Below are 22,620 nucleotides of genomic sequence, written 5' to 3'. Positions count from 1 at the left end.
GGGAAAGTCGATTCGTGATGCACAGCGGTTTCAGGGCTTTTCCGGCATGGCGCGCGATCTTGCGAACCGCCGCGCTGGCCCCGCTCGTGGCAGCCGGACTCTCGGCCGCGCCCTTCCCTTCCGCTGCGCAGGTTGACGACCGGGCGATGGTTGAAGCTGACCGAAGGCCGGGCGAATGGATGGGTTATGGGCGCACTTACGACGAGCAGCGCTTCAGCCCGCTCGACCAGATCAACGCGGGGAATGTCTCTGCGCTGGGCCTCGCCTGGTATGCCGATCTTGGCTCTACCCGCGGGCTGGAGGCAACGCCGCTGATGGTGGACGGCGTGGTCTACACGATCCAGCCGTGGAACATCACGACCGCCTTCGACGCGCGCACCGGGCGCAAGCTGTGGCAATACGATCCCAAGGTGCCCGAGAGGTTCGGCCGGCTCGCCTGCTGCGACATCGTGACGCGGGGCCTCGCCGCGTGGAAGGGCAAGATCTACCTCGCCACGCTCGACGGGCGCCTGATCGCGCTCGATGCCAAGACCGGCGCGCCCGTCTGGTCGACCGAGGTGTTCGACGACGGCCAGCCCTTCGCCCAGGTGATCACCGGGGCGCCGCGCGTGTTCGACGGCAAGGTGCTGATCGGCAATTCCGGGGCCGAGGCCGCCGCGCGCGGCTATGCCACGGCCTATGACGCCGAAACGGGCAGGAAGCTCTGGCGGTTCTACCTGGTTCCCGGAGATCCGGCCAAGCGCGGGGCCGAGCCGGCCAACCAGGCCGCAGCCGACGCAATTTCGGCACCGACCTGGCGCGGCAAGTGGTGGGAGTTGGGCGGCGGCGGCACGCCGTGGGATTCGATCGTCTATGATCCGAAGCTGCGGCTGGTCTACATCGGCGGAGGCAACGGCGGCCCGCGCGTGTGGAGCTATCGCAGCCCCGGCGGCGGGGACAACCTGTTCCTCGCCTCGATCGTGGCGGTCAACGTCGATACCGGGGCCTATGTCTGGCATTACCAGCAGAACCCCGGCGAGGAGTGGGACTATACCGCCACCCAGCCGATGATCCTGGCCGACCTGAAGATCGGCGGGCGCCTGCGCCATACCCTGATCCAGGCGCCGAAGAACGGGTTCTTCTACGTGCTCGACCGGGCGACGGGGAAGCTGATCTCGGCCAAGCCCTATGCCCCGGTGAACTGGGCCAGCGGGATCGACATGAAGACCGGGCGGCCGATCATGAACCCGGCGGCGCGCTATGGCGAGAAGCCGTTCCTGCTGACACCCAATGCCGCGCACAACTGGTATCCGATGGCGTTCAGCCCGAAGACCGGCCTCGCCTATTTCCCGGTCACCGAGAACTACCGCATCCTCGCGGTCGACCCGGCCTTCAGGCTGGAGCCGGGCGAGATGTCGCAGATCGGCACCAGCCTGGGCGGGCCGGCGAACGCGGAACTCGCCCGCCAGCTCGAACAGACCGGCCGGGCGAACGTCAAGTCCTACCTCCTCGCCTGGGACCCGGTGCGCCAGCGCGAGGCCTGGCGCGTGCCGATGCGCGGCGCCAGCAATGGCGGGACGCTGGCGACGGCGGGCAATCTCGTGTTCGAGGGGACCAGCAGCGCGACCTTTGCCGCCTTCGATGCGCGCAGCGGAGCGAGGCTGTGGGAGATGCCGGTGCAACAGATCCCGATCGCCGCGCCGATCACCTACGCGATCGACGGGGTGCAATATGTGGCGATCAATGCCGGCTATGGCGGCGGAGTGGCGCACGACAACCTGAGCGGGCCAAGCGTCAGGATCGGCGACTATGGCCGCCTGCTCGTGTTCAAGCTGGGCGGGACGGCCAAGCTGCCGCCGCTGGTGGACGTGCCGACCACGCTGAGCCCGCCGCCGGACATGGCCTACACCATGGGCGACGTGAAGGCCGGCGAGGCGTTGTTTGCCCAGAACTGCGCCGTCTGCCACGGCGACAACGCGCGCGGCGGGATCAAGGACCTGCGCAAGATGTCGCCCCAGACCCACGCCGAATTCCTCGACATCGTGCTGGGCGGCAAGCGGGCCAAGAACGGCATGGCCCCCTTCACCGACAAGCTCACCCCGGCCCAGGCCCAACTCGTTCACAAGTACCTTGTGGCCCGGGCGCGCGAGGACTGGGCCGAGATCAAGCGGGAACCCGCGCCATGAGAGCCCGAAAGCCCGCTTTGCGCCCAAGCCCGAACTGTGATGTGATCCCCCAATCCCCCACGAGGATGCGCCGATGAACCGCGACGAGAGACCCACGGTACTGGATTCGGCAGGTTCGTGGTACGTGCTGATCCTGCTGACCACCTCCTATGCGCTGGCCTATGTCGATCGGCAGTTGCTCAACCTGCTGGTCGATCCGGTCAAGCGCACACTCGACATCAGCGATACCCAGTTCAGCTTCATCCAGGGCTTCGCCTTCATTTCCGCCTATATCGCGGCTGCCCCGCTGTTCGGGCGGCTGGTGGACGTGACCAATCGCCGCAACATCCTGCTGGGCGGTGTGACGGTGTGGAGCCTGTGCACGGCCCTGTGCGGCATGGCCGACAACTTCTGGGAACTGGCGATAGCCCGCTTCGGCGTGGGGGTGAGCGAAGCCTGCGTCTACCCCGTCGCCATGTCGGTCATCCCCGAGCTGTTCTCGACCCGGCGCCTGCCCCGCGCGCTCAGCCTGTTCGCGCTCGGCACCCAGATCGGCGGAGGCTTCTCGCTACTGGCCGGCGGCGCGGTGATCACTTTTGCCGCCAGCGTCATCCTGCTGATCCCGGCCCTGTCCTCGCTCGAGACATGGCAGCTTTCCTTCGTGCTGGTTGGCCTGCCCGGCCTGCTGCTCAGCGCCTTTCTGCTGAGCGTGCGCGAGCCGCCGCGCATGGCCTCGGCCACGAAGAAGGCCCGGCCCTTCACCCTGCGCGAATGTGCGGCCAAGCTGCACCGGAGCCGCGCGTTCTATGGCCGCCTCTATCTCTATGCCGCCTGCAGCGGGATCGTCTTCCTGTGCATCCCGGCCTGGTATCCGACCTACCTGATCCGCGTCTTCGGAATGCCGGCGGCAACAGTCGGCTGGCAGGTCGGAGCGATCACGCTGCTGTTCGGCGGAGTGGGCACGCTGGCTGGCCCCTGGGTGGCCGGAATGCTGACCCGGCGCGGCTATGCGGACGGGGCCCTGCGCGCGGCCTGCTGCGCCGTGGTCGGTTCTTTCTCGCTGTGTCTGGCCATCCCCTTCGCCCAGACGCCGATAGTGGCGCTGGCGATCATCGGCGGGATCATCTTCTGCTGCGGCCTGCCGACCAGCCTGATCGCCTTCAGCCTGCAGCGGGTGACGCCGGGGGCGATGCGCGGGATGACCGCCTCGCTTTATACCCTGACCGTGCAGGTCGTGGGCTATGGCGTGGGGCCGACGGCGGTGGCGCTGGTGACCGAGAAGGTCTTCGGCGGGCCGATGATGGTTGGCCATTCGTTGCAGGTGGTGTGCAGCACGGCGGCCTTCGTGGGCTTCTGCGCGCTGATCACCAACCTCAGGCATTTCCGCGAACTGCTGGCCGAGGTCGAGAGCGGCGTTCCGGCCGAGCCGGAGGCGGAGCCCGAAGCCGGCGTCATCCGCGTGGTGCCGGCCAAGGCGTAAGCGTGTAACGCCCGCCTCGCCATCGGGACAAAGCAAAGGCCGCGCGGCGATGCTTCACCGCGCGGCCATTTTTCTGCTGCCGTGGAGCCGGATCAGTCGCGCGCGGCGACCACGATGATCTCGACCTTATAGTCCGGCGTGGCCAGCTTCGCCTCGCCGGTCGCGCGGGCGGGAGCGTCCTGTCCGCCGACCCATTCGTCCCACACCGCGTTCATCTCGGCGAAGTCGGCCATATCGGCCAGCCAGATCGTGGCCATCAGGATCTTCGATTTGGCGCTGCCGGCCTCGGCCAGCAGAGCCTCGATCTCGGCAAGGATGGTGCGGGTCTGCTCGGTCACGCTCTCGCCCGGCTCACCCACCTGGCCGGAGAGATAGACGGTGTTGCCATGGATCACGGCCTGGCTCATGCGCGGGCCCTGTTGCAGTCGTTCGATGGTCATGGTTGCTCCTTGGAAGCCGGCTTGAAAAATCAGGTGCCATAGCGGCAGATGCCGAGATCGGCCGTCTCGATCTCGGGCTGGCGGTCCGAGATGATGTCGGCGATGACCTGGGCCGAGCCGCAGGCCATGGTCCACCCCAGCGTGCCGTGGCCGGTGTTGAGATAGAGGTTGTCATAGGCCGTGCCACCGATAACCGGGGTGCCATCGGGCGTCATCGGGCGAAAGCCCGACCAGTAGGTGCCCGCCGAAAGGTCCGACACGCCGGGAAACAGGCTGGAAAGTGACATTTCCAACGTTTCGCGCGGCGCCGGCCGCAGGCGCGGATCGAAGCCGGCGATCTCGGCCATACCGCCGACGCGAATGCGGTCGCCAAGGCGGGTGATCGCGATCTTGTAGGTTTCGTCCATGATGGTCGAGACCGGCGCGCGCGGCTCGTCAAGGATCGGCACGGTGATCGAGTAGCCCTTGACCGGGTAGATTGGCAGCTTGATCCCGAGCGGGCGCAGCAGGTGGGGCGAATAGGAGCCGAGCGCGACGAGATAGGCATCGGCGCGCTTGACCCCGCTATCCGTCCGCACACCGTTGATGCGGCCGCGCTCGACCTCGAGCCCGTCGATCCCGGTGTTGTAGGTGAACTTCACCCCCATCGCCTCGGCCAGGGCCTGAAGCGCGTTGGTGAACTTGAAGCAGTCGCCGGTCTCGTCGCCCGGCAAGCGCAGGCCGCCGACGAAACTGTCCGCCACGCCGGCAAGGCCGGGCTCGGCGCGGATGCAGCCTTCGCGGCCCAGCACCTCGAAAGGCACACCATCGGCCTTGAGCACGGCCACGTCCTTGGCGATGCCGTCAAGCTGGGCCTGGGTCCGAAACAGTTGCAGGGTGCCCTTCATCCGCTCGTCATAGGCAAGGCCGGTATCGCTGCGCAGGGCCATCAGCTTGTCGCGGCTGTATTCCGCGATCCGTACCATCCGCGCCTTGTTCACCGCGTAGCGCGCGTCGGTGCAGTTGCGGAGCATCCGGGCAAGCCAGACCAGCCGCTCGGGATCGAGGCCGGGCCGCAGGATCAGCGGCGAATGCTTCGACATCATCCACTTGATCGCCTTGAGCGGGATGCCCGGCGCGGCCCACGGCGAGGCATAGCCGGGCGAGATTTCGCCGGCATTGGCGAAGCTGGTTTCGAGCGCGGGACCGGGCTGGCGGTCGATCACTTCCACCTCGTGCCCGGCGCGGGCGAGGTACCAGGCCGAGGTGACGCCGATCACGCCGCTGCCGAGAATCAGGATCTTCATGCAATTGCCTCCAGAACGGGCCGGGAGCAGGTCGCCGGGACATAGGTCCGGCCGAACCGCGCACCGAGGCTGGTGAGAATTTCGTAGGAAATGGTGCCGGCAGCCGCCGCGAGATCGTCGACCCGCTGGTTGGCCCCGATGATCTCGACCAGATCGCCCTCGCTCAGGGCGCCGGGAGCGAGATCGCTGACGTCGACCGTCATGCTGTCCATCGAAACGCGGCCGACGATCGGCAGGCGCACGCCGCCGAACCACGCCGCGCCGCGCCCCATCAGGCTGCGCGGCAGGCCGTCGGCATAGCCGATCGCGAGGGTGGCAAGGCGGCGCTCTACCGGGGCGATCCAGTCGAGCCCGTAGCCGACGCCGGTTCCGGCGGGCACGGTGCGCAGCTGGATCACCCGCGCATCAAGGCGCACGACCGGCCGGAACGGCTCGGCCAGGTCCTCGGCCGGATCGGAGCCATAGAGCGCGATCCCGGCGCGGGCGATCTGGCCGCGAAACGCGGCGCCAAGCAGGCAGCCGCCCGAATTGGCAAGCGAGCGCGGCGCGCCCGGAAACAGCGCAGCCAGCTCGGCGAACTGGGCATGCTGGCGGGCATTGGCCGGCCTGCCCGGTTCGTCGGCGCAGGCAAGGTGGCTCATCACCGCGCGCAGCGGCACGCGGGCGCGGAAATCGAGATCGGCAGCGAGCGTCGCCGCGTCCGCAGCGGAAAGGCCGAGGCGGGACATGCCGCTATCGACCTGGACCACGGCGGGCAGCGGGCGGCCCCGGCGCAGCGCCAGATCGCGCCAGCGGTGCGCCTGGCCGAGCGAGTTGAGCACCGGCACAATGTCGGCGCCGGCACATGTCGCCTCGGCGCCGGCAACGAGGCCGTTGAGGACATAGAGCGCGCTGCCCCGCGGCACATGGTTGCAGATCGCGAGGGCCTCGCCGAGATGGGCGACGAAGAAGTGGCGGCATCCGGCCGAAACCAGCGCGGGCACGATCTCGGCCGCGCCCAGCCCATAGGCATCGGCCTTGACCACGGCGGCGAGATCGGCGGGAGCGACGCGGGCGGCGAGGCGCCGGTAATTGGCAACCAGCGCCGAAAGGTCGATCGTCAGCAGCGCACCAGCGATATCGTCAGGACAGTCCATGCGGCGGATCCTTCATCAGCTGCCGCCAAGGCTATCCGCAGATGCTTCGAATGTTCTGCGCAAGTGGTGCAGAACCTGCCGGGGAAGCCCCTAATTCGGCAGAAATCACGGCGTCGCCACGCCTATCCTGCGAAGGCCATGGACAAGATCGACCGCAACATCCTCCGCCTGCTTCAGCTGGACGGGCGCATGTCCAACCAGGCCCTGGCCGAAGCGGTCGGCCTTTCCCCGTCGGCCTGCCTCAGGCGGGTCAAGCTGCTTGAGCAATCGGGCGTGATCCGGGGCTACAGCGCGGTGATCTCGGTCGGCGAGGATGACGAGGGCACGGTCGCCATCGTGCGGATCACGCTGGAGAAGCAGACCGAGGAATACCTGCGCCGCTTCGAACACGCCGTGCGCCAGCATCCCGAAATCCGCGAGTGCTACCTGATGACCGGGGACGCCGACTACCTGATGCGGGTTTCGCTCAGCTCGGCCGGGAAATACGAGGAACTGCACACCAACGTCCTCTCGCGCCTGCCCGGCGTGGCACGGATCCATTCCAGCATCGCCATGCGCAACGTGCTCAGGGCCGGGACCGGCTCGCACGCCGGGCATCACCGGGGCTCTGCCGGGTAAGCACCCCAAGTCCGCACAGCGGCGCGCCGGCCCGGCGGCAATCGGCAGAAAATTTCGCCGCGGATCGGCACAATCGGCCTGTGCCCGGCAGTGATCGGGCCTTTCCCATGGAGGAACCGATGACCTTCCGCTTCAAGACGATCCTCGCCTCGGCCGCGCTGGCCGGAGCCATCATCGCACCGCAGGCCCGCGCGGCCGAACCGGCGCCGGGCGCGGCCCTTCACGACGCACGCGAACAGGCTCCCGCCGCCCTGATCGGGACCTGGAAGGTCGACCTTGCCGCCTCGACCTACACCGGGCCCAAGCCGCAGGCCGCGATCCGCAGCTTTGCTTATACCGAGGGCGGCAAGATCCTCGTCTCGTTCACCACGCTGACCGCAAACGGCGCGCTGACTTCGGGTCACTGGGCAGCGCAGGTCGATGGCACCCCGGCGATCGAATATCACAGTTCAGCAGGTGCCCTCGCCTTCAACGTGGTATCGCTGACCAAGGCCAACGACACCACGCTCAACCTCGTCGTCAGCCGCAATGGCAAGGTCAGCCTCAAGGCGACCTACAGCCTTTCCGCCGACGGCAAGGTGCTGACCTACAGCTATGACGGCAACGTCATCATCTACCGCCCGTGGAATCTGGTGAACTGATGAAGCGCCCTGCCCTCACCCTGTCGCTGGTGGCCGCGCTTGGTCTCATCGCCCAGCCGGGGCTGGCCCAGTCCGCCGCCGACGGCAAGACCGCCTTCGCCACCTGCGCGGCGTGCCACGGCACGAAGGCCGGCGAGAAGAAGGTCGGCCCGACGCTTGCTGGCGTGGTCGGGCGCAAGTCCGGCTCGCTGCCGGGCTTTGCCTATTCGCCGGCCCTCGCCAAGGCAGGCAAGGTCTGGAGCCCGGCGCAGCTCGATGCCTTCCTGGCCGCGCCGATGAAGGTCGTGCCCGGCACCCGGATGGTGATCGCCGTTCCCGATGCCAAGCGCCGGGCGGACCTCATCGCCTATCTCGCCACGCTCAAGTAGCCGCTTCCCCCTCGGCGGCTCAAACTGAAAGGGCCGGTCTTCGGACCGGCCCTTTTTTCGTGTCGGGAGATTGGCGAGGTCAGGCCACCGCTGGCTGCGGCCTGTTGCGGCCGACCCAGAGATAGATCCCGAAGCCCAGCACGTTCCACGCCAGGAAGAAGAGCTTGGTCAGCTCGGGAAGACTCCAGAACAGGTAGAGGCAGCCCAGGATCGCCAGCGGCCCCACCACCCACGGCAGCGGGGTCTTGAAGATGCGCGGACGATCGGGCTCGCGCCGGCGCATGATCATCATGCACACGGCAACCGCGATGAAGGCCGCCAGTGTGCCGGCATTGGCCAGCGCCGCGATCGCATCGAGCGGGACGAGGCCGGCGAGGACCGAGACGATGACAGCGGTGATCATCGTCATCCGCACCGGGGTACCGCTGCGCTTGCTGACGCGGGCGAGGCTTTCGGGCAGCAGCCCATCGCGGGCCATGACGAAGAAGATCCGGCTTTGCCCGAAGAGGAAGGCCAGGATCACCGTCGGCAGGGCAACGATCGCGGCGGCGCCGATGATCGCCGCCACCTTGCCCTGCCCCAGATTGCGCAGGATCAGGGCGAGCGGCTCGGGGCTGTTGGCATATTCGGTGAAGGGCATCGAGCCGACCGCGACGGCCGCCACGCCGACGTAGATCACCGTGCAGACCAGCATCGAGCCGACGATGCCGATCGGCAGGTCGCGGCCGGGATTCTTGGCTTCCTCGGCCGCGGTGGAAATGGCGTCGAACCCGTAGAAGGCGAAGAAGATGATCGCGGCGGCCGCCATCACGCCGTGCTGCGTGCCGTTCACCTCGCGCGGGGTGAAGCCGTAGGGCATGAAGGGATGGAACTGGGCTGCGTCGAAATGCGGCAGGGCGACCGCGATGAACAGGGCCAGCGCGACAACCTTGACCAGCACGAGGATAGCGTTGACCGTGGCGCTTTCGCGCGTGCCGAGGGCGAGCAGGCCGGCGACCGCGAAGACGATCAGCACGGCGGGCACGTTGATGATGCCGCCCGCGTGCGGCCCGGCGCTGATCGCCAGCGGCAGGGGAACGCCAAGCGAGGTCAGGAAACCAGTCGCATAACCCGACCAGCCGACGGCGACGGCGCTGACAACCAGCGAATATTCGAGGATGAGGCTCCAGCCGACGATCCAGGCAATCAGCTCGCCGATCACCACGTAGCTGTAGGTATAGGCCGAGCCCGAGGCCGGGATCGCCGTGGCGACTTCGGCATAGCACAGCGCGGCGCAGGCGCAGACCAGCCCCGCCACGCCGAAGGACAGGATGACGGCGGGCCCGGCGAGGTTGGCGCCGATCCCGACGAGGGTGTAGATGCCCGTGCCGACGATGGCGCCGACGCCGAGGGCGACGAGATGCCACCAGCTGAGCGTGGGACGCAGGCGATGATGCGATGCGAGCGCATCGAGCTCCACCGGCTTGCGGCGGTTCCAGTTATGCATTGAATATCCCCGGTTTGGGATGAAAAAAGGGCTGGAAATCCAGCCCTTCCCTCACGCATCTCAGATTTGTTCGTAGAAGCCGAGCTGGCGTTGTTCGAGCTCGCGCACGGCGCGGAAGGCCTCGTCGATCGCCGTGCCGGCGGTGGAAACGCCGCCGGCATCGGCATTGGCGATCGTGATCCGGCCGTAGGGCGCGCGGGCGATCTCGGTGGGCGAGGTCTTGCCGACCTGGTCCGCCTCGAACAGCTGGTTGCGCCCGGTGGTGAAGCCGTGCGCCCAGCGATTGACCGTAATGGCCAGAATGTCACGGGCGGGATCGAAACCCGTGCCCGAGAGGGCCGCCGCTGCCTGGCTGCGCACGGCCCGCTCAAAGTGCTCGAAAGGCGTTTGCAACAGTCCTGCACGGGCCATGCGGAACTGGTCGTCGGCCGGAGTGCCCGGCTCGGGCGGATTTCCGCCGGTCAGTTCGCTGAGCATCGTCGTATTGGAACAGACCCCCGAATTGGCCCCGGTGCCGAACGAGACCACGATCGGTTCGGAAGGCACGCGCGACGGCACGAGGTCACCGAAGTAGCGCGGGGATGGCAGGCTCATCCGTCCGTAGAACGTGCCCGGGAAAGCGATCGAATTGGTCTTGAGCCTTGCGAACGCTTCCCAGTTGCGGAAGAGGACGTTGGTTTCCTGGTTCACCGCGCGCACCGCCGCGTGAAGGGCAGTCTTCTGCTCTTCGGGCAATTCCGGGATCAGGTAGGGCACGATGTTGTTCATGCAGGCCATGATCACGTTCTTGCCGTGAACCAGACTGGCCTTGCCCCCGTTCATGTAAGTGACTTCGCATTCGCTGTTGTCGGGGTCGAACAGGCGGCCCGCCGTACCAACGTGGCGAACCTTGATCGCAATGCTCGACAGGCGGATGCGGGTAGGCTGCTCCCGGTCAAGCGCGGCATAGTTCACCCGCTTCGTTTCGACCGCGGCGAAATCGCCGGGGGCGAGCGCATCGGGGATGAGCGCGCGGACGATCAGCCGGGCAACGTCGCTGTTGCCAGCGGGCATGACGAAATCGTCGGCCTTGTGCTCCTCGCTTTCGGGCGAAAGCAGGGGCAGCTCAAGGCCAAGCCCCTGGAAGCCGGGACGCATTCGGAAAAAGGCGAACCAGGCGGTCCCCATGTCGGCGCCAAGGCACCACATGCCCTGCATCAGCGGGACGACGTCGGGATGGACCTTGGCGACGTTGAGCAAATAGTCGCGGTAGCTCATGGCCTGGAGCTTCGCCGTTTTCTCGGCCGCGCTCATTCCGCTCATGTAGTCGATCTTGGCGGTGGTGATGCGCAGCAGATCGTCGCGGACGCGCTGCGAAAACGGGGTCTGGGCCAGCCACTCGGGCGTGGGGCTGGTGGGGGTCCCGCCCAGCAGCAGCTTGTCCTTACCGTAGACCTGCTTGCGGAAGAAGGTGGACGACTGCATCCCCAGCGAACGGTAGATGTTTCCGTCGACCCGGTCGCTCGGATGGCCGCGACCAATGCCCAGCTCGCGGATCAGCGAAATCGATTCGTAAGTCCAGCGGGATGGGGAAACGAGATAGGAGGAGCCGCCGTTGGCCAGCAATTGCTTGCCGTTGTAGACGAACTCGTTGCGCTTGGCATGGCCGCCGAAATCGTCGTGATTGTCGAGGATCAGGATCTTGGCATTGGGCCCGGCGCGCTTGCGGAAGAAGTAGGCGGCCGCCAGGCCGCTGAGCCCGCCGCCGACCACGACCAGATCGTAGCGCTCTCCGGTATCGACCGCGCCGGGGAAGCCCTGCCCGTCGCGCAGGGCGTGGGCACCTTCGAACGCGCCGGGGTGCTGCCCGCGCATGCCGGTGCGCATCGGCGGATAGTTCGCCGCCGAGACCGGCCCATCGGAATTGGCAAATGCGCTGCTGCCCGCCTTGGCCATGACCGGGCTGGCCGAAGCGGCCGCGGCGCCGCCGACGCCGACCGCCACGCCCTGGATGAAGTCCCGGCGCTGGATCAGCCGACCCATGCCCAGATCCTTGTCGATGGTCATGTGCAATTCCTTCGCCTCAAGAGAAAGATACCATCGTTCGTCCTGCGCGCCCAGTTTACGGGAAGGTCGGTGGGCCCAGCCGCATGGCTGATGTCCCGCTCCCGCGGCCCGCTTTCGGGTCCTTGCGCGGGAGCCCGGCTTTCCCTGAGCTACGACGAGGAGGCTAACAGGGCCCCTGCCCGGTTGTTTGCCGAAAGCGGGCCGAACCAAAGCATATTATGCCGAAAAGGAACCGCCCGAGGCGGCGGGTCAGGCGAGCTGGTCCCGGATCGGCAGGCGGCGGATGCGCTTGCCGGTGGCGGCGTAGAGGGCATTGCACAGGGCCGGGGCGAAGGGCGGCAGCGAGGGTTCGCCCATGCCCGAGGGCGCCTCGTCCGACGGCAGGATATGCGTTTCGATCCTGAGCGCCGCGCGGTCCATCCGCATCATCTCGTAGCTGTCGAAATTGCGCTGCTGGACCACGCCGTCCTTCAGCGTGATCTCAAGGCTGAGCGCGGTGTTGAGCGCATCGTTGATCGCGCCCTCGTTCTGCATGGTCACCCCGTTCGGATTGATCACCAGCCCGCAGTCGATCACGCTGACCACGCGGTCGACCGAGAAGGCCCCGCCCTCGCCCATCGTCACGTCGACGACGTGGCCGACATAGCTGCCGAACGAGAAATGTGCGGCCATTCCGCGCCCCTTGCTGCCCGCGCCGCCCTTGCCGACGCGGCGGCCCTGCCAGCCGGACCGCGTCTTCAGTTCCGCGATGACGCGGGCGAGACGCTTGACGCTGTAGCGGTCGCGGTCATTGCCGAGCACGGCATCGCCGGTGAGCATGGCGAGGCGGAAATCGAACGGGTCGGCCCCGGCCGCCTCGGCCAGTTCGTCGACGAAGCACTGCTCGGTCCAGCCGTGGATATTGGCGCCGGGCGCGCGCCACGACCCGCGCGCGACGGCGCTGAAGATCGGGGCATAGCGATAGGCCCGGTCGGCCACCAGCGCGCCGGGGGCATCGAACACCGGCACTTCGCCTTCGGACAGGCCCTTGTCGCTCTGGTCGTCCGAGCGGCGGTAGCGCCGGGCCTGAGTGGCGACATCGTGCTGCCAGGCGACGATCCGCCCGGACGCATCGAGCCCGGCCCGCAGGCGCTGGGCGCTGCCGTTGCGATAGACGTCGGTGGTGATGTCGCACTCGCGCGTCCACAGCAGCTTGACCGGCACGCCGGGCATGGCCTTGGCGATCAGCACGGCCTCGGCCACCTGATCGGCCGACAGGCGCCGGCCAAAGCCGCCGCCCGAACGCACCGCGGTGATCTTGATCCGGTCGAGCGGCAGGCCGGTGATGGCCTTGGCCGTGGTCGCGCAGAGTGACGGGCGCTGGGTTGGCGTGACGATCTCGCAGCGCTCCGCCGTGACCAAGGCAATGGTGTTCTGCGGCTCGAGCGTGGCGTGGGCGACCATCGGCGCATCGTAGCGCGCCTCGACCACCTTGGCCGCGCGGGCGAAAGCGGCACCGGCATCGCCGGCGGCACCGACCGGGACGGCCCCGGCACCGGTCAGCCGGGCATAGCCGGCCTCGACCATGGCGGCGCTGTCCTCGCGCAAGGCAGGCTCGGTCCACGTGACCTTCAGGGCATCGCGCCCCTTGAGCGCGGCCCAGTGACTTTCGGCCACCACCGCCACCGCGGCGCCAAGCGGGCTGTTGTCGTAAAGCGCGCCGGGCGCGATCGCGGGCAGGCGGATCACGGCCCGCACACCGGGCACCGCGAGGGCCGCCTTGTCGTCGACCGTGGCGATCTGGGCATCGACCACTTCGGGGCGCAGGCAGACCGCGTGCAACATGCCGGGCATCGACTGGTCGATCCCGTAGAGCGGCTGGCCGGTGATGACGGCGCGCGCCTCCTTCTGCGGCTGCGGCGTGCCGATGATGCGGAACTGATCCGGGCTCTTGAGCGGCGGCGGCCCCTTGGGCAGCGGCCGGACGGCAGCGCCGGCAGCGAGCTTGCCATAGTCCACCCGGCGCCGGGGTTGCTGGCGATCGAACACCTGCCCCTCGGAGGTGGCCAGCCGATCAAGCGGGAGGCCGAGCACGGCTGACGCTTCGGCCAGCAGAAGCTGCCGTATGGTGGCGCCGACTTCGCGCGCCGGGGCATAGCTGCGGCGCACCGCGTTCGATCCGCCCGCGCCTTCATAGAAGATCCCCGGGGGCAGCGGCCCTTCCATCCCCTCGCGCATCTGCCCGGTCATCATGCCGACGGTAACCTTGTCCCAAGCCACGTCGAGTTCCTCGGCGATAATCATGGGGATCGCCGTGCTGGTGCCCTGCCCGATCTCGGTGGAAGGGGTGCGGATGATCACTCGCCCGTCGGGCCGGATGCGCACGAACAGGCCGATGGCCGCGCCGTCTTCCACAGGGCCCGCGATCACGGCGAGGGCCTGGCGCGGAACGGCGAGGACGAGGCTGCCGGCAACGGCCGACAAGCGGAAGAAGCTGCGCCGGTCGATCGCCGCGGTCATGCCTTGGCCCCTGACCTGGCGGCGCGCTGGATGGCGCGGGCGATGCGGACATAGGTGCCGCAGCGGCACAGGTTGTTGATCGAGGCGCGGATCGCTGCCTCGTCGGGCGAAGGATTCTGCTGCAGGAAGTCGATCGCGGCCATGATCTGCCCCGGCTGGCAATAGCCGCACTGGGCAACGTCCTCGTCCAGCCAGGCCTGCTGGACCGGATGGAGCGCGCCGTCCTTGCCGATTCCCTCGATCGTGGTGACGGACTTGCCGTCGACCGCCGCCATCGGGGTGACGCAGGAACGCTGGGCCGCACCATCGACATGGACCGTGCAGGCGCCGCAGCTGCCGATGCCGCAGCCGAATTTCGTGCCGACAAGTCCGGCATCGTCGCGGATGAACCAGAGCAAGGGCTGATCGGGGTCTCCCGACCAGGCACGCGGTTGTCCGTTGAGCTTGAGTGTGATGGGCACGGCCGATTCTCCTGCGAAGCCGGTTTTAGCCGATATTTTCGGCAGGAGATTCCGAATTGATGCGCCTGCCCGCGCGCGATGCCTGCGCGACAGGCTCCGGCCGCGCGGTTTGCCCCATTCGCCGCGCCGCCGCCCGCTCGCTTCGCCCTGTCGCATGGCCCACGACTGGCATATTCTGCCAGCGCCCTGTCAAAAAACGGCAACACTCCCTCGGAACCGAATCATATCCTCCGGGTCATGGGGCGGAAAAGCCCCGGGTCCGCCAGAATAGACAAGCATCGGGTGCAGGCGGGCCGGAGAGGACACTCGAACATGGGGGTTCAAATGACGCGTTTCGCCAGAATTATCTGCCTCGCCACGCCTTCCCTGCTCGCTCTGAGCGCTGCAGCCCCTGCCCTGGCCCAAGCCGGTGCTCCGGCTGCCGAAGCCACCGAAGAAACCGCCGACATCGTCGTGACCGGCGTGCGCGGCGCCTCGCGCACGGTGCAGGATTCGCCGGTTCCGATCGATCACTTCGGCCAGGGCGAAATCGAGAAGATCTCGAACACCGACACGGTCAACGTCATCCAGACGCTGGTTCCCTCGCTCACCGTCTCGCGCCAGCCCAACAGCAGCACCGGCACCTTCATCCGCCCGATCACGCTGCGCGGCCTGCCCGAAGACAAGACCCTGCTGCTGATGAACTCGAAGCGCCGCCACAAGTCGGCCAGCGTCGCGATCAGCGGCAACGGCGCCCAGGGCCCGGACTCGGCGGTGATCCCCTCGCTCGCGCTCAAGTCGGTCGAAGTGCTGCGTGACGGCGCGGCGGCCCAATACGGCTCCGACGCCATCGCCGGCGTGATCAACTTCATCCTCAAGGACGCCGACCACGGCGGCTCGATCACGGCCCAGGCCGGACAGTACTACCGCGGCGACGGCGACAGCGTGATGCTCGCCGCCAACATGGGCATGAAGCTGACCGACCGCGGCTTCCTCAACGTGACGGCGCAGTATTCCAAGGACGACTTCACCACCCGCGCCAACCAGTACACCAGCACGACCTTCGATGCTGCGTCCTATGCGGCGGCCAATCCGGCCTATGCGGCGCTGATCGACCTCAACACCCCGTTGCAGAAGTGGGGCCAGCCCAAGAGCCAAGCGTTCCGCGCCGTGATCAACTCGGGCATCGACGTGGGCGACAGCGCGCAGGTCTACGCCTTCGGCAACTTCTCGAGCTCCAAGGGCTCGGCCTATGCCAACTATCGCTATCCGGCGAACGCCCAGCCGGTGAACGGCATTCCGGTGCGCCTCGCCGACGGTACCCAGTGGTCGTTCACCGAGGTCTTCCCGGCCGGTTTCAGCCCGGTCTTCTCGGGCCTGGTGACCGACTGGAGCGCGGTGGCCGGGATCAAGAGCACCGGATCGAGCGCCTTCACCTATGACATCAGCGCCCGCTATGGCTGGGACAAGCTGGCCTACGAGATCGAGAACACGGTCAACGCCTCGCTCGGCGCCAGTTCGCCACGCTCGTTCAAGCCGTCGACCTATGTAGAGGGCGAACTCTCGCTCAATGCCGACATGTCCTACACCGTGCCGGCCGGGATCTTCGCGTCGCCGCTGGTGATCAGCTTCGGCGGCGAATACCGCGACGAGCGCTACACGATCCGCCCCGGCGACATCGATTCCTACCGTGGGGGCATCTACGCCAACGCCGATCCCTATGGGTTCTGCAACGCCACCACCCACACGCTCAACGCCGGCGCGCCGACCAACAAGGGCATCAACTGCGCCAACTACCTGTCGACCACGGCCGACGGCTTTGCCGGGATCGACCCGGTCTACAACGTGCTGCCGGTGGGCTCCAACGGCGTGACCGGTGTGCCGCCCTCGGCCTCGGGCACCTGGGGCGTGAAGAGCGAGTCGGCCTATCTCGAAGCCTCGACCGACGTGGTGAAGGGCCTGTTCGTCGACCTCGCCGGCCGGTTCGAGCACTTCTCCAACTTCGGCAACGCGGTGAACGGCAAGGCCGCCTTCCGCTATGAGTTCGTGCCCGGCTTCGCCATGCGCGGCTCGATCGGCACCGGCTTCCACGCCCCCTCGCCGGGCGTGATGAACATGACATCGGTCTCGATCCGCACGGTCAACGGCGTGTTCACCCAGGCCGGCCTGTTCCCGGCGACCAATGCGGTGTCGCGCTATCTCGGGGCGAAGGACCTGAAGCCGGAGAAGTCCACCAACTATACCCTCGGCATCGCCGCCACGCCGCTGCCGGGCGTGAGCTTCTCGATCGACGGTTACATCATCAAGATCCGCGATGCGCTCTATTCGACCCGCGCCATCACGGTGACCGATGCGATCAAGGCCCAGATGGTCGCCGCGGGCGTGGTCGGCGCCGACAGCATCGCCAGCGTCAACTTCTTCCAGAATGCCTTCGATTCCGACACGCGCGGCTTCGATGCGATCGTGACTTACGATCACCGCTGGAACAACGGAATGAAGACCAACCTGTCGGGCAGCTTCAACGCCAACTGGTACAAGATCGAAAAGCTCAAGATCCCGTCGCTGTTCAGCGTCTACCAGGACTTCAACTTCCGCAACGCCCTGCCCCGCTGGCGCGCCACGGTCTCGGCCTTGCACACCGTCGGGCCGTTCAGCGCCATGATCCGCGGCAACATCTACGGGCCCTACACCGCGATGGCCACAGCCCCTTCGGAAACGGCGGCCAACCCGACCCAGCACTTCAACGTGCAGGGCACGGTCGACATCGAGGGCAGCTACACCTTCGACGAGGCCCTCACGGTCTCGGTGGGCGTGCGCAACCTGTTCAACCACTACCCGGCCGCCGACCTGCTCCAGCCCACGGCTGGACGGATCTACCGGACGGACTCGGTGGTCGATTGGCAGGGTGGGTTCTACTACGCCCGTCTCGGCTACAAGTTCTAAGGTTCCACCTGGAAACTGGCCCGAAGCGAAAGCTTCGGGCCTTTTTTCTTTCAGGCTACTTCATTTCAGGACCGGGCCCATGACTTCTTCGCCCCCGTTTGCCCCGACCACCCGCCGCGCCCTGCTTGCCGCCGGCCTTGCGGGCAGCGCCGCATCGCTTGCCGGCAAGGCCGCGGCCCAGGTTGCCGTGCGCCCCGGCGCCCCGGCGATCAATCGCCGCCTGCCCGACGTTGTGGTGGTCGGCGCCGGAGCCTTTGGCGGCTGGACCGCGCTCGCCCTGCGCGAGGCCGGGGCTCGGGTCACGCTGGTCGATGCCTATGGCCCGGGCAATCCCCGTGCTTCATCCGGCGATGAAAGCCGGCTCTTGCGCCTGTCCTATGGCACGCGCGACATCTATACCCTCTGGGCCCAGCGCGCCGCAGCGCTATGGGACCGGCGCCAGCAGGAATTCGGGCGGCGGATGTACTATCCCAACGGCAGCCTGAGGGTGATGCACGAGGCCGAACTGGCCGCCCAGCGCGCCGTGTTCGACCGGCACGCCATCCCCTACGAGGTGCTGGGACCCGACGAGATGCGCAAGCGCTGGCCGCAGCTGAACTACGACGACACCCCGCACGTTTTCTACGAGAGCACCGGAGGCGTGGTGAAGGCACGCGAGAGCATGATCGCGGTCTCGGAAGTGTTCATGCAGAAGGGCGGCGAAGTGCGGATCGGCCATGCTCGCCCCGGGCCGATGAGCGGCGGCGCGATGCAGCACCTGCTGGTCGACGATGCGCCGCTGCCGGCCGGGCTCACCCTGTTTGCCTGCGGGCCGTGGCTGCCCAAGGTCTTCCCGCAGCTGCTCGGCGACCGGATCCGCGTGCCCCGGCGCGAGCTGTTTTACGTCGGTTCGCCGATCGGCGATCATCGCTATCGCTGGGAACACCTGCCCAACCTCGCCGACCTCGACACCTATACCGCGTCCGACGTCGACTACGGGATCAAGGTGGCCTCGCGCCTGCCCGACACGCCGATGGACCCCGATTTCGGTGCGCGGATGCCGACCGAGTTCCTGCGCCAGCAGGTCGAGGACTATGTCGCGCGGCGGATGCCGGGCCTCAAGGGCCAGCCGATCGTCGCCACCCGCACCTGCCAGACCGAGTACAGCGACAACAGTCACTTCATCATCGACCGTCATCCCGAGGCGGCCAATGTCTGGATCGCCGGGGCCGGGTCAGGCCATGCCTTCAAGATGGGGCCGGTGCTGGGCGACTATCTGCGCGATCGCCTGCTCGGCCGGCCGACCGATCCGGCCGAGGACGCGCTGTTCACGCTCGCCTCGCACAAGTCGGCGCTGGCGGGCGGCGCGGGCGGCGGCGCCTGACCGGCCCGCCGCCTCTTGTCAGAATACCGGCTGGCCGTTCGGCACGGCGCTGCGCGGCGTGAGCAGGATCACGTTGCCCGCCGTGTCCTTCGCGCCAAGAATCAGGATCTCGGACTGGAACCCTGCGATGTTGCGCGGGGCGAAGTTGACGATGCAGCTGACCTGCTTGCCGATCAGTGCCTCGGGCGCATAGCTGGCGATCTGGGCGCTCGACCAGCGGGTGCCGAGATCACCGAAATCGACCTGGACCTTGTAGGACGGGTTGCGTGCGCGCGGGAACGGCTGGACGTCGACGATCGTGCCGATGCGGATGTCGACCTTCTGGAAATCGTCGAAGCCCGCCTCGGACTTGCACTCGGGAACAGTGGTTTCGGACATGGAACTCCCTTTCACGGGCCATCCTTAGCCGCTGGGCAGCGGCCGCACAGCCCGATTGCCGGAGAAGCCGCGCAATCTTGTTCCGAACCCCTCGCCAAATTCGAAGCGATATGCTGCACGGCTGGTCTATCGAGCAGGACACCCCGGCCGATCGGCCCTAGTCAGGGGACCAATACAGGAGTTGCGCAACGATGAATTCTGCTGCGAACGCCGCCGGCGTGGCGAACCTCACCCGGCCCGAACTGCTGGTCCAGCAGGCCCTGATCGGAGGCGGCTGGACCGGGGCCGAGGACGGCACCGTGCTGGACGTGACCAATCCTGCCGGCGGCGCGCGGATCGGCACGATCCCGGCCTGCGGCGCGGCCGACACCCGCAAGGCGATTGCCGCGGCTAATGCCGCCCTGCCCGCCTGGCGCGCCCTGCCCGCAGGCAGCCGCGCCGTGATCCTCGAGCGCTGGCATGGCCTGATGCTCGCGAACATCGACGATCTTGCGCGGATCATGACCGCCGAGCAGGGCAAGCCGCTGGCCGAGGCCGCCGGCGAGATCCGCTATGCAGCGACCTTCATCAAGTGGTTCGCCGAGGAAGCGCGCCGCGTCGGCGGCCATGAAGTGGCAGCGCCAACGGCCGACCGCCGGATCTTCGTGCGTAAGGAGCCGATCGGCGTCTGCGCCGCGATCACCCCGTGGAACTTCCCCGCCGCAATGATCACCCGCAAGGGCGCGGCGGCGCTGGCCGCCGGCTGCACGCTGGTGGTCAAGCCTTCCGAACTGACCCCCTATACCGCCCTGGCCCTCGGCCTGCTGGCGCAGGAAGCCGGGATGCCGGCGGGCGTGCTCAACATCGTGACCGGCCTGCCCGAAGGGATCGGCGGCGAGCTGACTTCCAGCCCCATCGTGCGCAAGCTTTCGTTCACCGGCTCCACCCGGGTCGGCGCCCTGCTGATGAGCCAGTGCGCGGGCACGATCAAGAAGCTCAGCCTTGAGCTTGGCGGCAATGCCCCGCTGATCGTGTTCGACGATGCCGACCTCGACATTGCGGTCGAGGGGGCCATGGCGAGCAAGTTCCGCAATGCGGGCCAGACCTGCGTCTGCGCCAACCGGTTGCTGGTCCAGTCCGGCATTCACGATGCCTTCGTCGAGCGGCTGGGGGCGGCGGTGGCCGCGCTCAAGGTGGGCGACGGCACGGCGCCGGGCACCACGATCGGGCCGCTGATCAACGAGGCCGCCGCCGCCAAGGTCGCCTCGCACGTCGCCGACGCGCTGGGCAAGGGCGCGACGATTGCCGCTTCGGCCGAAACGCCGGACGGCTTCGTCCAGCCGGTGGTCCTCACCGGGGCGAGCGAAGACATGCTGCTGGCCGAAGAAGAGACCTTCGGCCCGGTCGCCCCGATCTTCCGCTTCGAAACCGAAGAGGAGGCCCTGCGCATCGCCAATGCCACCCCGTTCGGCCTCGCCTCCTATTTCTTCACCAGCGACATGGACCGCGCCTGGCGCGTGAGCGAGGCGCTCGAATTCGGGATGGTCGGGCTCAACACCGGTTCGCTGGCGATGGAAGTGGCCCCCTTCGGCGGGGTCAAGCAATCCGGCCTCGGCCGCGAGGGCGGGCAGGAAGGGATCGAGGAATTCCTCGAGACCAAGGCTTTCCACTGGGCCGGGCTGAAGGCCCGCTGAGACGAGAGTGACGACGACGATGACACGCCAGTACAAGATCGCGGTGATCCCCGGCGACGGGATCGGCAAGGAAGTGATGCCCGAGGGCATCCGCGTGCTCGAGGCCGCGGCCAAGGCCTATGGCTTCACGCTGGAACTCGAGTGGCACGACTTTGCCTGCTGCGAATACTATGCCGAGCACGGCCAGATGATGCCGGACGACTGGAAGGAGCGCATCGGCGCGGTCGACGCGATCTATTTCGGCGCGGTCGGCTGGCCCGACACCGTGCCCGATCACGTTTCGCTGTGGGGCTCGCTGATCCAGTTCCGCCGCGAATACGACCAGTACGTCAATCTGCGCCCCGTGCGCCTGATGCCGGGCGTGCCGTGCCCGCTGGCGAACCGCAAGCCGGGCGACATCGACATGATGATCGTGCGCGAGAATACGGAAGGCGAATATTCCGCAATCGGCGGGATCTCCTTCCCCGGCACGGCGCGCGAAGTGGTGATGCAGGAAACGGTGATGACCCGCTTCGGCACCGACCGCATCCTGCGCTATGCCTTCGACCTGGCGCAGAAGCGGCCCAAGCAGCACCTGACCTCGGCCACCAAGTCCAACGGCATTGCCATCACCATGCCGTGGTGGGACGGGCGCGTGGAAGAGATGGCGGCGAGCTATCCCGAGGTCCGCACCGACAAGTACCACATCGACATCCTTGCCGCGCAGTTCGTGATGAACCCCGACCGGTTCGACACCGTGGTCGCCTCCAACCTGTTCGGCGACATCCTGTCGGACCTCGGCCCGGCCTGCACCGGCACGATCGGGATCGCCCCTTGCGGCAACATCAACCCCGATCGCTCGGTCCCCTCGCTGTTCGAGCCGGTCCATGGTTCGGCGCCGGACATTGCCGGCAAGGGCATTGCCAACCCGGTCGGCCAGATCTGGTGCGGGGCGATGATGCTGGAGCACTTTGGCGAGCAGGACGCGGCCGATGCCGTGGTCCGCGCGATCGAGGCCACGCTTGCGCAAGCGCCTCTGCGCACCCGCGATCTTGGCGGCAGCGCCAACACCGAGGAATGCGGCAAGGCCGTGGCCGAGCGCGTGGCCTGATCACCAGTTTTCGGGTCGCACCGACAGGAAAGCCCGGAACCGCGAGGCTCCGGGCTTTTTTTGGTGCCTGAAGGATGGGATGGCCCGGCGCTCAGCGCCCCGGCACGTGCAGCTTGACCGGGGGCTGCCCGCGCACGACGGACGACTTGATCACGATGTAGGAGAAGTACTTCGAGACGCCGATATTGCTCTCGAGGATGTCCTCCATCATCTCCTGATACTCGGCAATGCCGCGCACCACGAACTTGAGCAGGTAGTCGAACCCGCCGGAGACGAGGTGGCATTCGACCAGTTCCTCGAACTGGGCGATCTTCTGCTCGAACTTCACGAAGTCCTGACGCCGATGATCGCCCAGCGTTACCGAGGTGAACACGATCTGGCTTCCGCCGATCTTGGAGAGGTTGATGATCGCGCTGTAGCCGGAGATGTAACCCGCCGTTTCCAGCCGCTTGACCCGCGCCAGGCAGGGGCTCGGGGATAGCCCGACCTTGTCCGCCAGTTGCGCGTTCGTGATCCGGCCGCTGCGCTGCAGTTCGGCCAGGATGTTGATGTCGATGCGGTCCAGTTTCGGCGTGTTGATCATCGGTGT

At 67.4% G+C, this 22,620-nt stretch carries 18 protein-coding genes; 9 read left to right on the top strand and 9 right to left on the bottom strand.

The genetic code is table 11. From position 1 onward, the window contains the following. Positions 1–17 precede the first annotated feature (17 nt). Together H7F51_RS16695 and H7F51_RS16690 are read left to right on the top strand one after the other, a co-directional pair. The gene (locus tag H7F51_RS16695; protein ID WP_185665486.1) at positions 18–2,165 is read left to right on the top strand and encodes a PQQ-dependent dehydrogenase, methanol/ethanol family; all 2,148 of its coding nucleotides are present in this window, start codon (positions 18–20) and stop codon (positions 2,163–2,165) included. A gap of 73 nt (positions 2,166–2,238) precedes the next feature. Continuing rightward, complete coding sequence (locus H7F51_RS16690) at positions 2,239–3,624, top strand: MFS transporter (protein WP_185665456.1); 1,386 nt, start codon at positions 2,239–2,241, stop codon at positions 3,622–3,624. Positions 3,625–3,716: 92 nt separating this feature from the next. Here H7F51_RS16690 and H7F51_RS16685 read toward each other — a convergent pair whose 3' ends face one another. Genes H7F51_RS16685 through alr form a run of 3 tightly spaced genes read right to left on the bottom strand, consistent with a single transcriptional unit; the run spans position 3,717 to position 6,486 of the window. Next, positions 3,717–4,064: a RidA family protein gene (locus tag H7F51_RS16685; protein WP_185665455.1), complete on the bottom strand. Its 348-nt coding sequence runs from the start codon at positions 4,062–4,064 to the stop codon at positions 3,717–3,719. Positions 4,065–4,093: 29 nt separating this feature from the next. Further along, positions 4,094–5,350, bottom strand: coding sequence for a D-amino acid dehydrogenase (locus H7F51_RS16680; protein WP_185665454.1), 1,257 nt, complete (start codon positions 5,348–5,350; stop codon positions 4,094–4,096). Beyond that, positions 5,347–6,486: an alanine racemase gene (gene alr / locus H7F51_RS16675; RefSeq protein ID WP_185665453.1), complete on the bottom strand. Its 1,140-nt coding sequence runs from the start codon at positions 6,484–6,486 to the stop codon at positions 5,347–5,349. Before alr ends, H7F51_RS16680 begins: the two co-directional genes overlap by 4 nt. A gap of 138 nt (positions 6,487–6,624) precedes the next feature. On the opposite strand from alr, the gene H7F51_RS16670 reads away from it, so the two are divergent. From H7F51_RS16670 to H7F51_RS16660, 3 genes are all read left to right on the top strand, one after another. Continuing rightward, on the top strand, positions 6,625–7,104 hold the full coding sequence (locus H7F51_RS16670) for an Lrp/AsnC family transcriptional regulator (protein WP_185665452.1): 480 nt from the start codon (positions 6,625–6,627) through the stop codon (positions 7,102–7,104). Between the two features lie 119 nt (positions 7,105–7,223). Then, positions 7,224–7,745, top strand: a complete 522-nt coding sequence (locus H7F51_RS16665) for a hypothetical protein (RefSeq protein WP_185665451.1) — start codon at positions 7,224–7,226, stop codon at positions 7,743–7,745. Then, positions 7,745–8,113, top strand: a complete 369-nt coding sequence (locus H7F51_RS16660) for a c-type cytochrome (RefSeq protein WP_185665450.1) — start codon at positions 7,745–7,747, stop codon at positions 8,111–8,113. Before H7F51_RS16665 ends, H7F51_RS16660 begins: the two co-directional genes overlap by 1 nt. A 79-nt stretch (positions 8,114–8,192) precedes the next feature. Here H7F51_RS16660 and H7F51_RS16655 read toward each other — a convergent pair whose 3' ends face one another. From H7F51_RS16655 to H7F51_RS18755, 4 genes are all read right to left on the bottom strand, one after another. Beyond that, on the bottom strand, positions 8,193–9,599 hold the full coding sequence (locus H7F51_RS16655) for an amino acid permease (protein WP_185665449.1): 1,407 nt from the start codon (positions 9,597–9,599) through the stop codon (positions 8,193–8,195). Between the two features lie 60 nt (positions 9,600–9,659). Beyond that, positions 9,660–11,645 carry a flavin monoamine oxidase family protein gene (locus tag H7F51_RS16650; RefSeq protein WP_185665448.1) on the bottom strand — a complete coding sequence of 662 codons (1,986 nt, stop codon included), beginning with the start codon at positions 11,643–11,645 and terminating at the stop codon, positions 9,660–9,662. 249 nt (positions 11,646–11,894) lie between these two features. Beyond that, positions 11,895–14,144, bottom strand: a complete 2,250-nt coding sequence (locus H7F51_RS16645; protein WP_185665447.1) for a xanthine dehydrogenase family protein molybdopterin-binding subunit — start codon at positions 14,142–14,144, stop codon at positions 11,895–11,897. Continuing rightward, positions 14,141–14,605 (bottom strand): (2Fe-2S)-binding protein, encoded by a 465-nt coding sequence (locus H7F51_RS18755; protein ID WP_343061316.1) that lies wholly within the window; start codon positions 14,603–14,605, stop codon positions 14,141–14,143. Before H7F51_RS18755 ends, H7F51_RS16645 begins: the two co-directional genes overlap by 4 nt. A gap of 324 nt (positions 14,606–14,929) precedes the next feature. Here H7F51_RS18755 and H7F51_RS16635 point away from each other — a divergent pair, with 324 nt between their 5' ends. Continuing rightward, positions 14,930–17,527 (top strand): TonB-dependent receptor plug domain-containing protein, encoded by a 2,598-nt coding sequence (locus tag H7F51_RS16635; RefSeq protein WP_185665445.1) that lies wholly within the window; start codon positions 14,930–14,932, stop codon positions 17,525–17,527. Between the two features lie 79 nt (positions 17,528–17,606). Further along, positions 17,607–18,890, top strand: coding sequence for an NAD(P)/FAD-dependent oxidoreductase (locus tag H7F51_RS16630; protein ID WP_185665444.1), 1,284 nt, complete (start codon positions 17,607–17,609; stop codon positions 18,888–18,890). Between the two features lie 18 nt (positions 18,891–18,908). Here the strand turns inward: H7F51_RS16630 and H7F51_RS16625 are convergent, their stop codons facing one another. Beyond that, a complete protein-coding gene (locus tag H7F51_RS16625) occupies positions 18,909–19,268 on the bottom strand; it encodes a tRNA-binding protein (RefSeq protein ID WP_185665443.1) in 360 nt (119 codons plus the stop codon). A gap of 191 nt (positions 19,269–19,459) precedes the next feature. Between H7F51_RS16625 and H7F51_RS16620 the strand changes: the two genes are divergently transcribed. Next, positions 19,460–20,941, top strand: coding sequence for an NAD-dependent succinate-semialdehyde dehydrogenase (locus tag H7F51_RS16620; RefSeq protein ID WP_185665442.1), 1,482 nt, complete (start codon positions 19,460–19,462; stop codon positions 20,939–20,941). A gap of 19 nt (positions 20,942–20,960) precedes the next feature. Further along, positions 20,961–22,031 (top strand): tartrate dehydrogenase, encoded by a 1,071-nt coding sequence (locus H7F51_RS16615; protein WP_185665485.1) that lies wholly within the window; start codon positions 20,961–20,963, stop codon positions 22,029–22,031. Between the two features lie 91 nt (positions 22,032–22,122). On the opposite strand, the gene H7F51_RS16610 is transcribed toward H7F51_RS16615, so the two are convergent. Then, the gene (locus tag H7F51_RS16610; RefSeq protein ID WP_185665441.1) at positions 22,123–22,614 is read right to left on the bottom strand and encodes an Lrp/AsnC family transcriptional regulator; all 492 of its coding nucleotides are present in this window, start codon (positions 22,612–22,614) and stop codon (positions 22,123–22,125) included. Positions 22,615–22,620: the final 6 nt, after the last annotated feature.

The organism is Novosphingobium flavum (assembly GCF_014230315.1).
Taxonomy (GTDB): domain Bacteria; phylum Pseudomonadota; class Alphaproteobacteria; order Sphingomonadales; family Sphingomonadaceae; genus Novosphingobium; species Novosphingobium flavum.
Note: the sequence above shows the minus strand (reverse complement) of the source record. Positions and strands in the feature narration are given on the sequence as shown.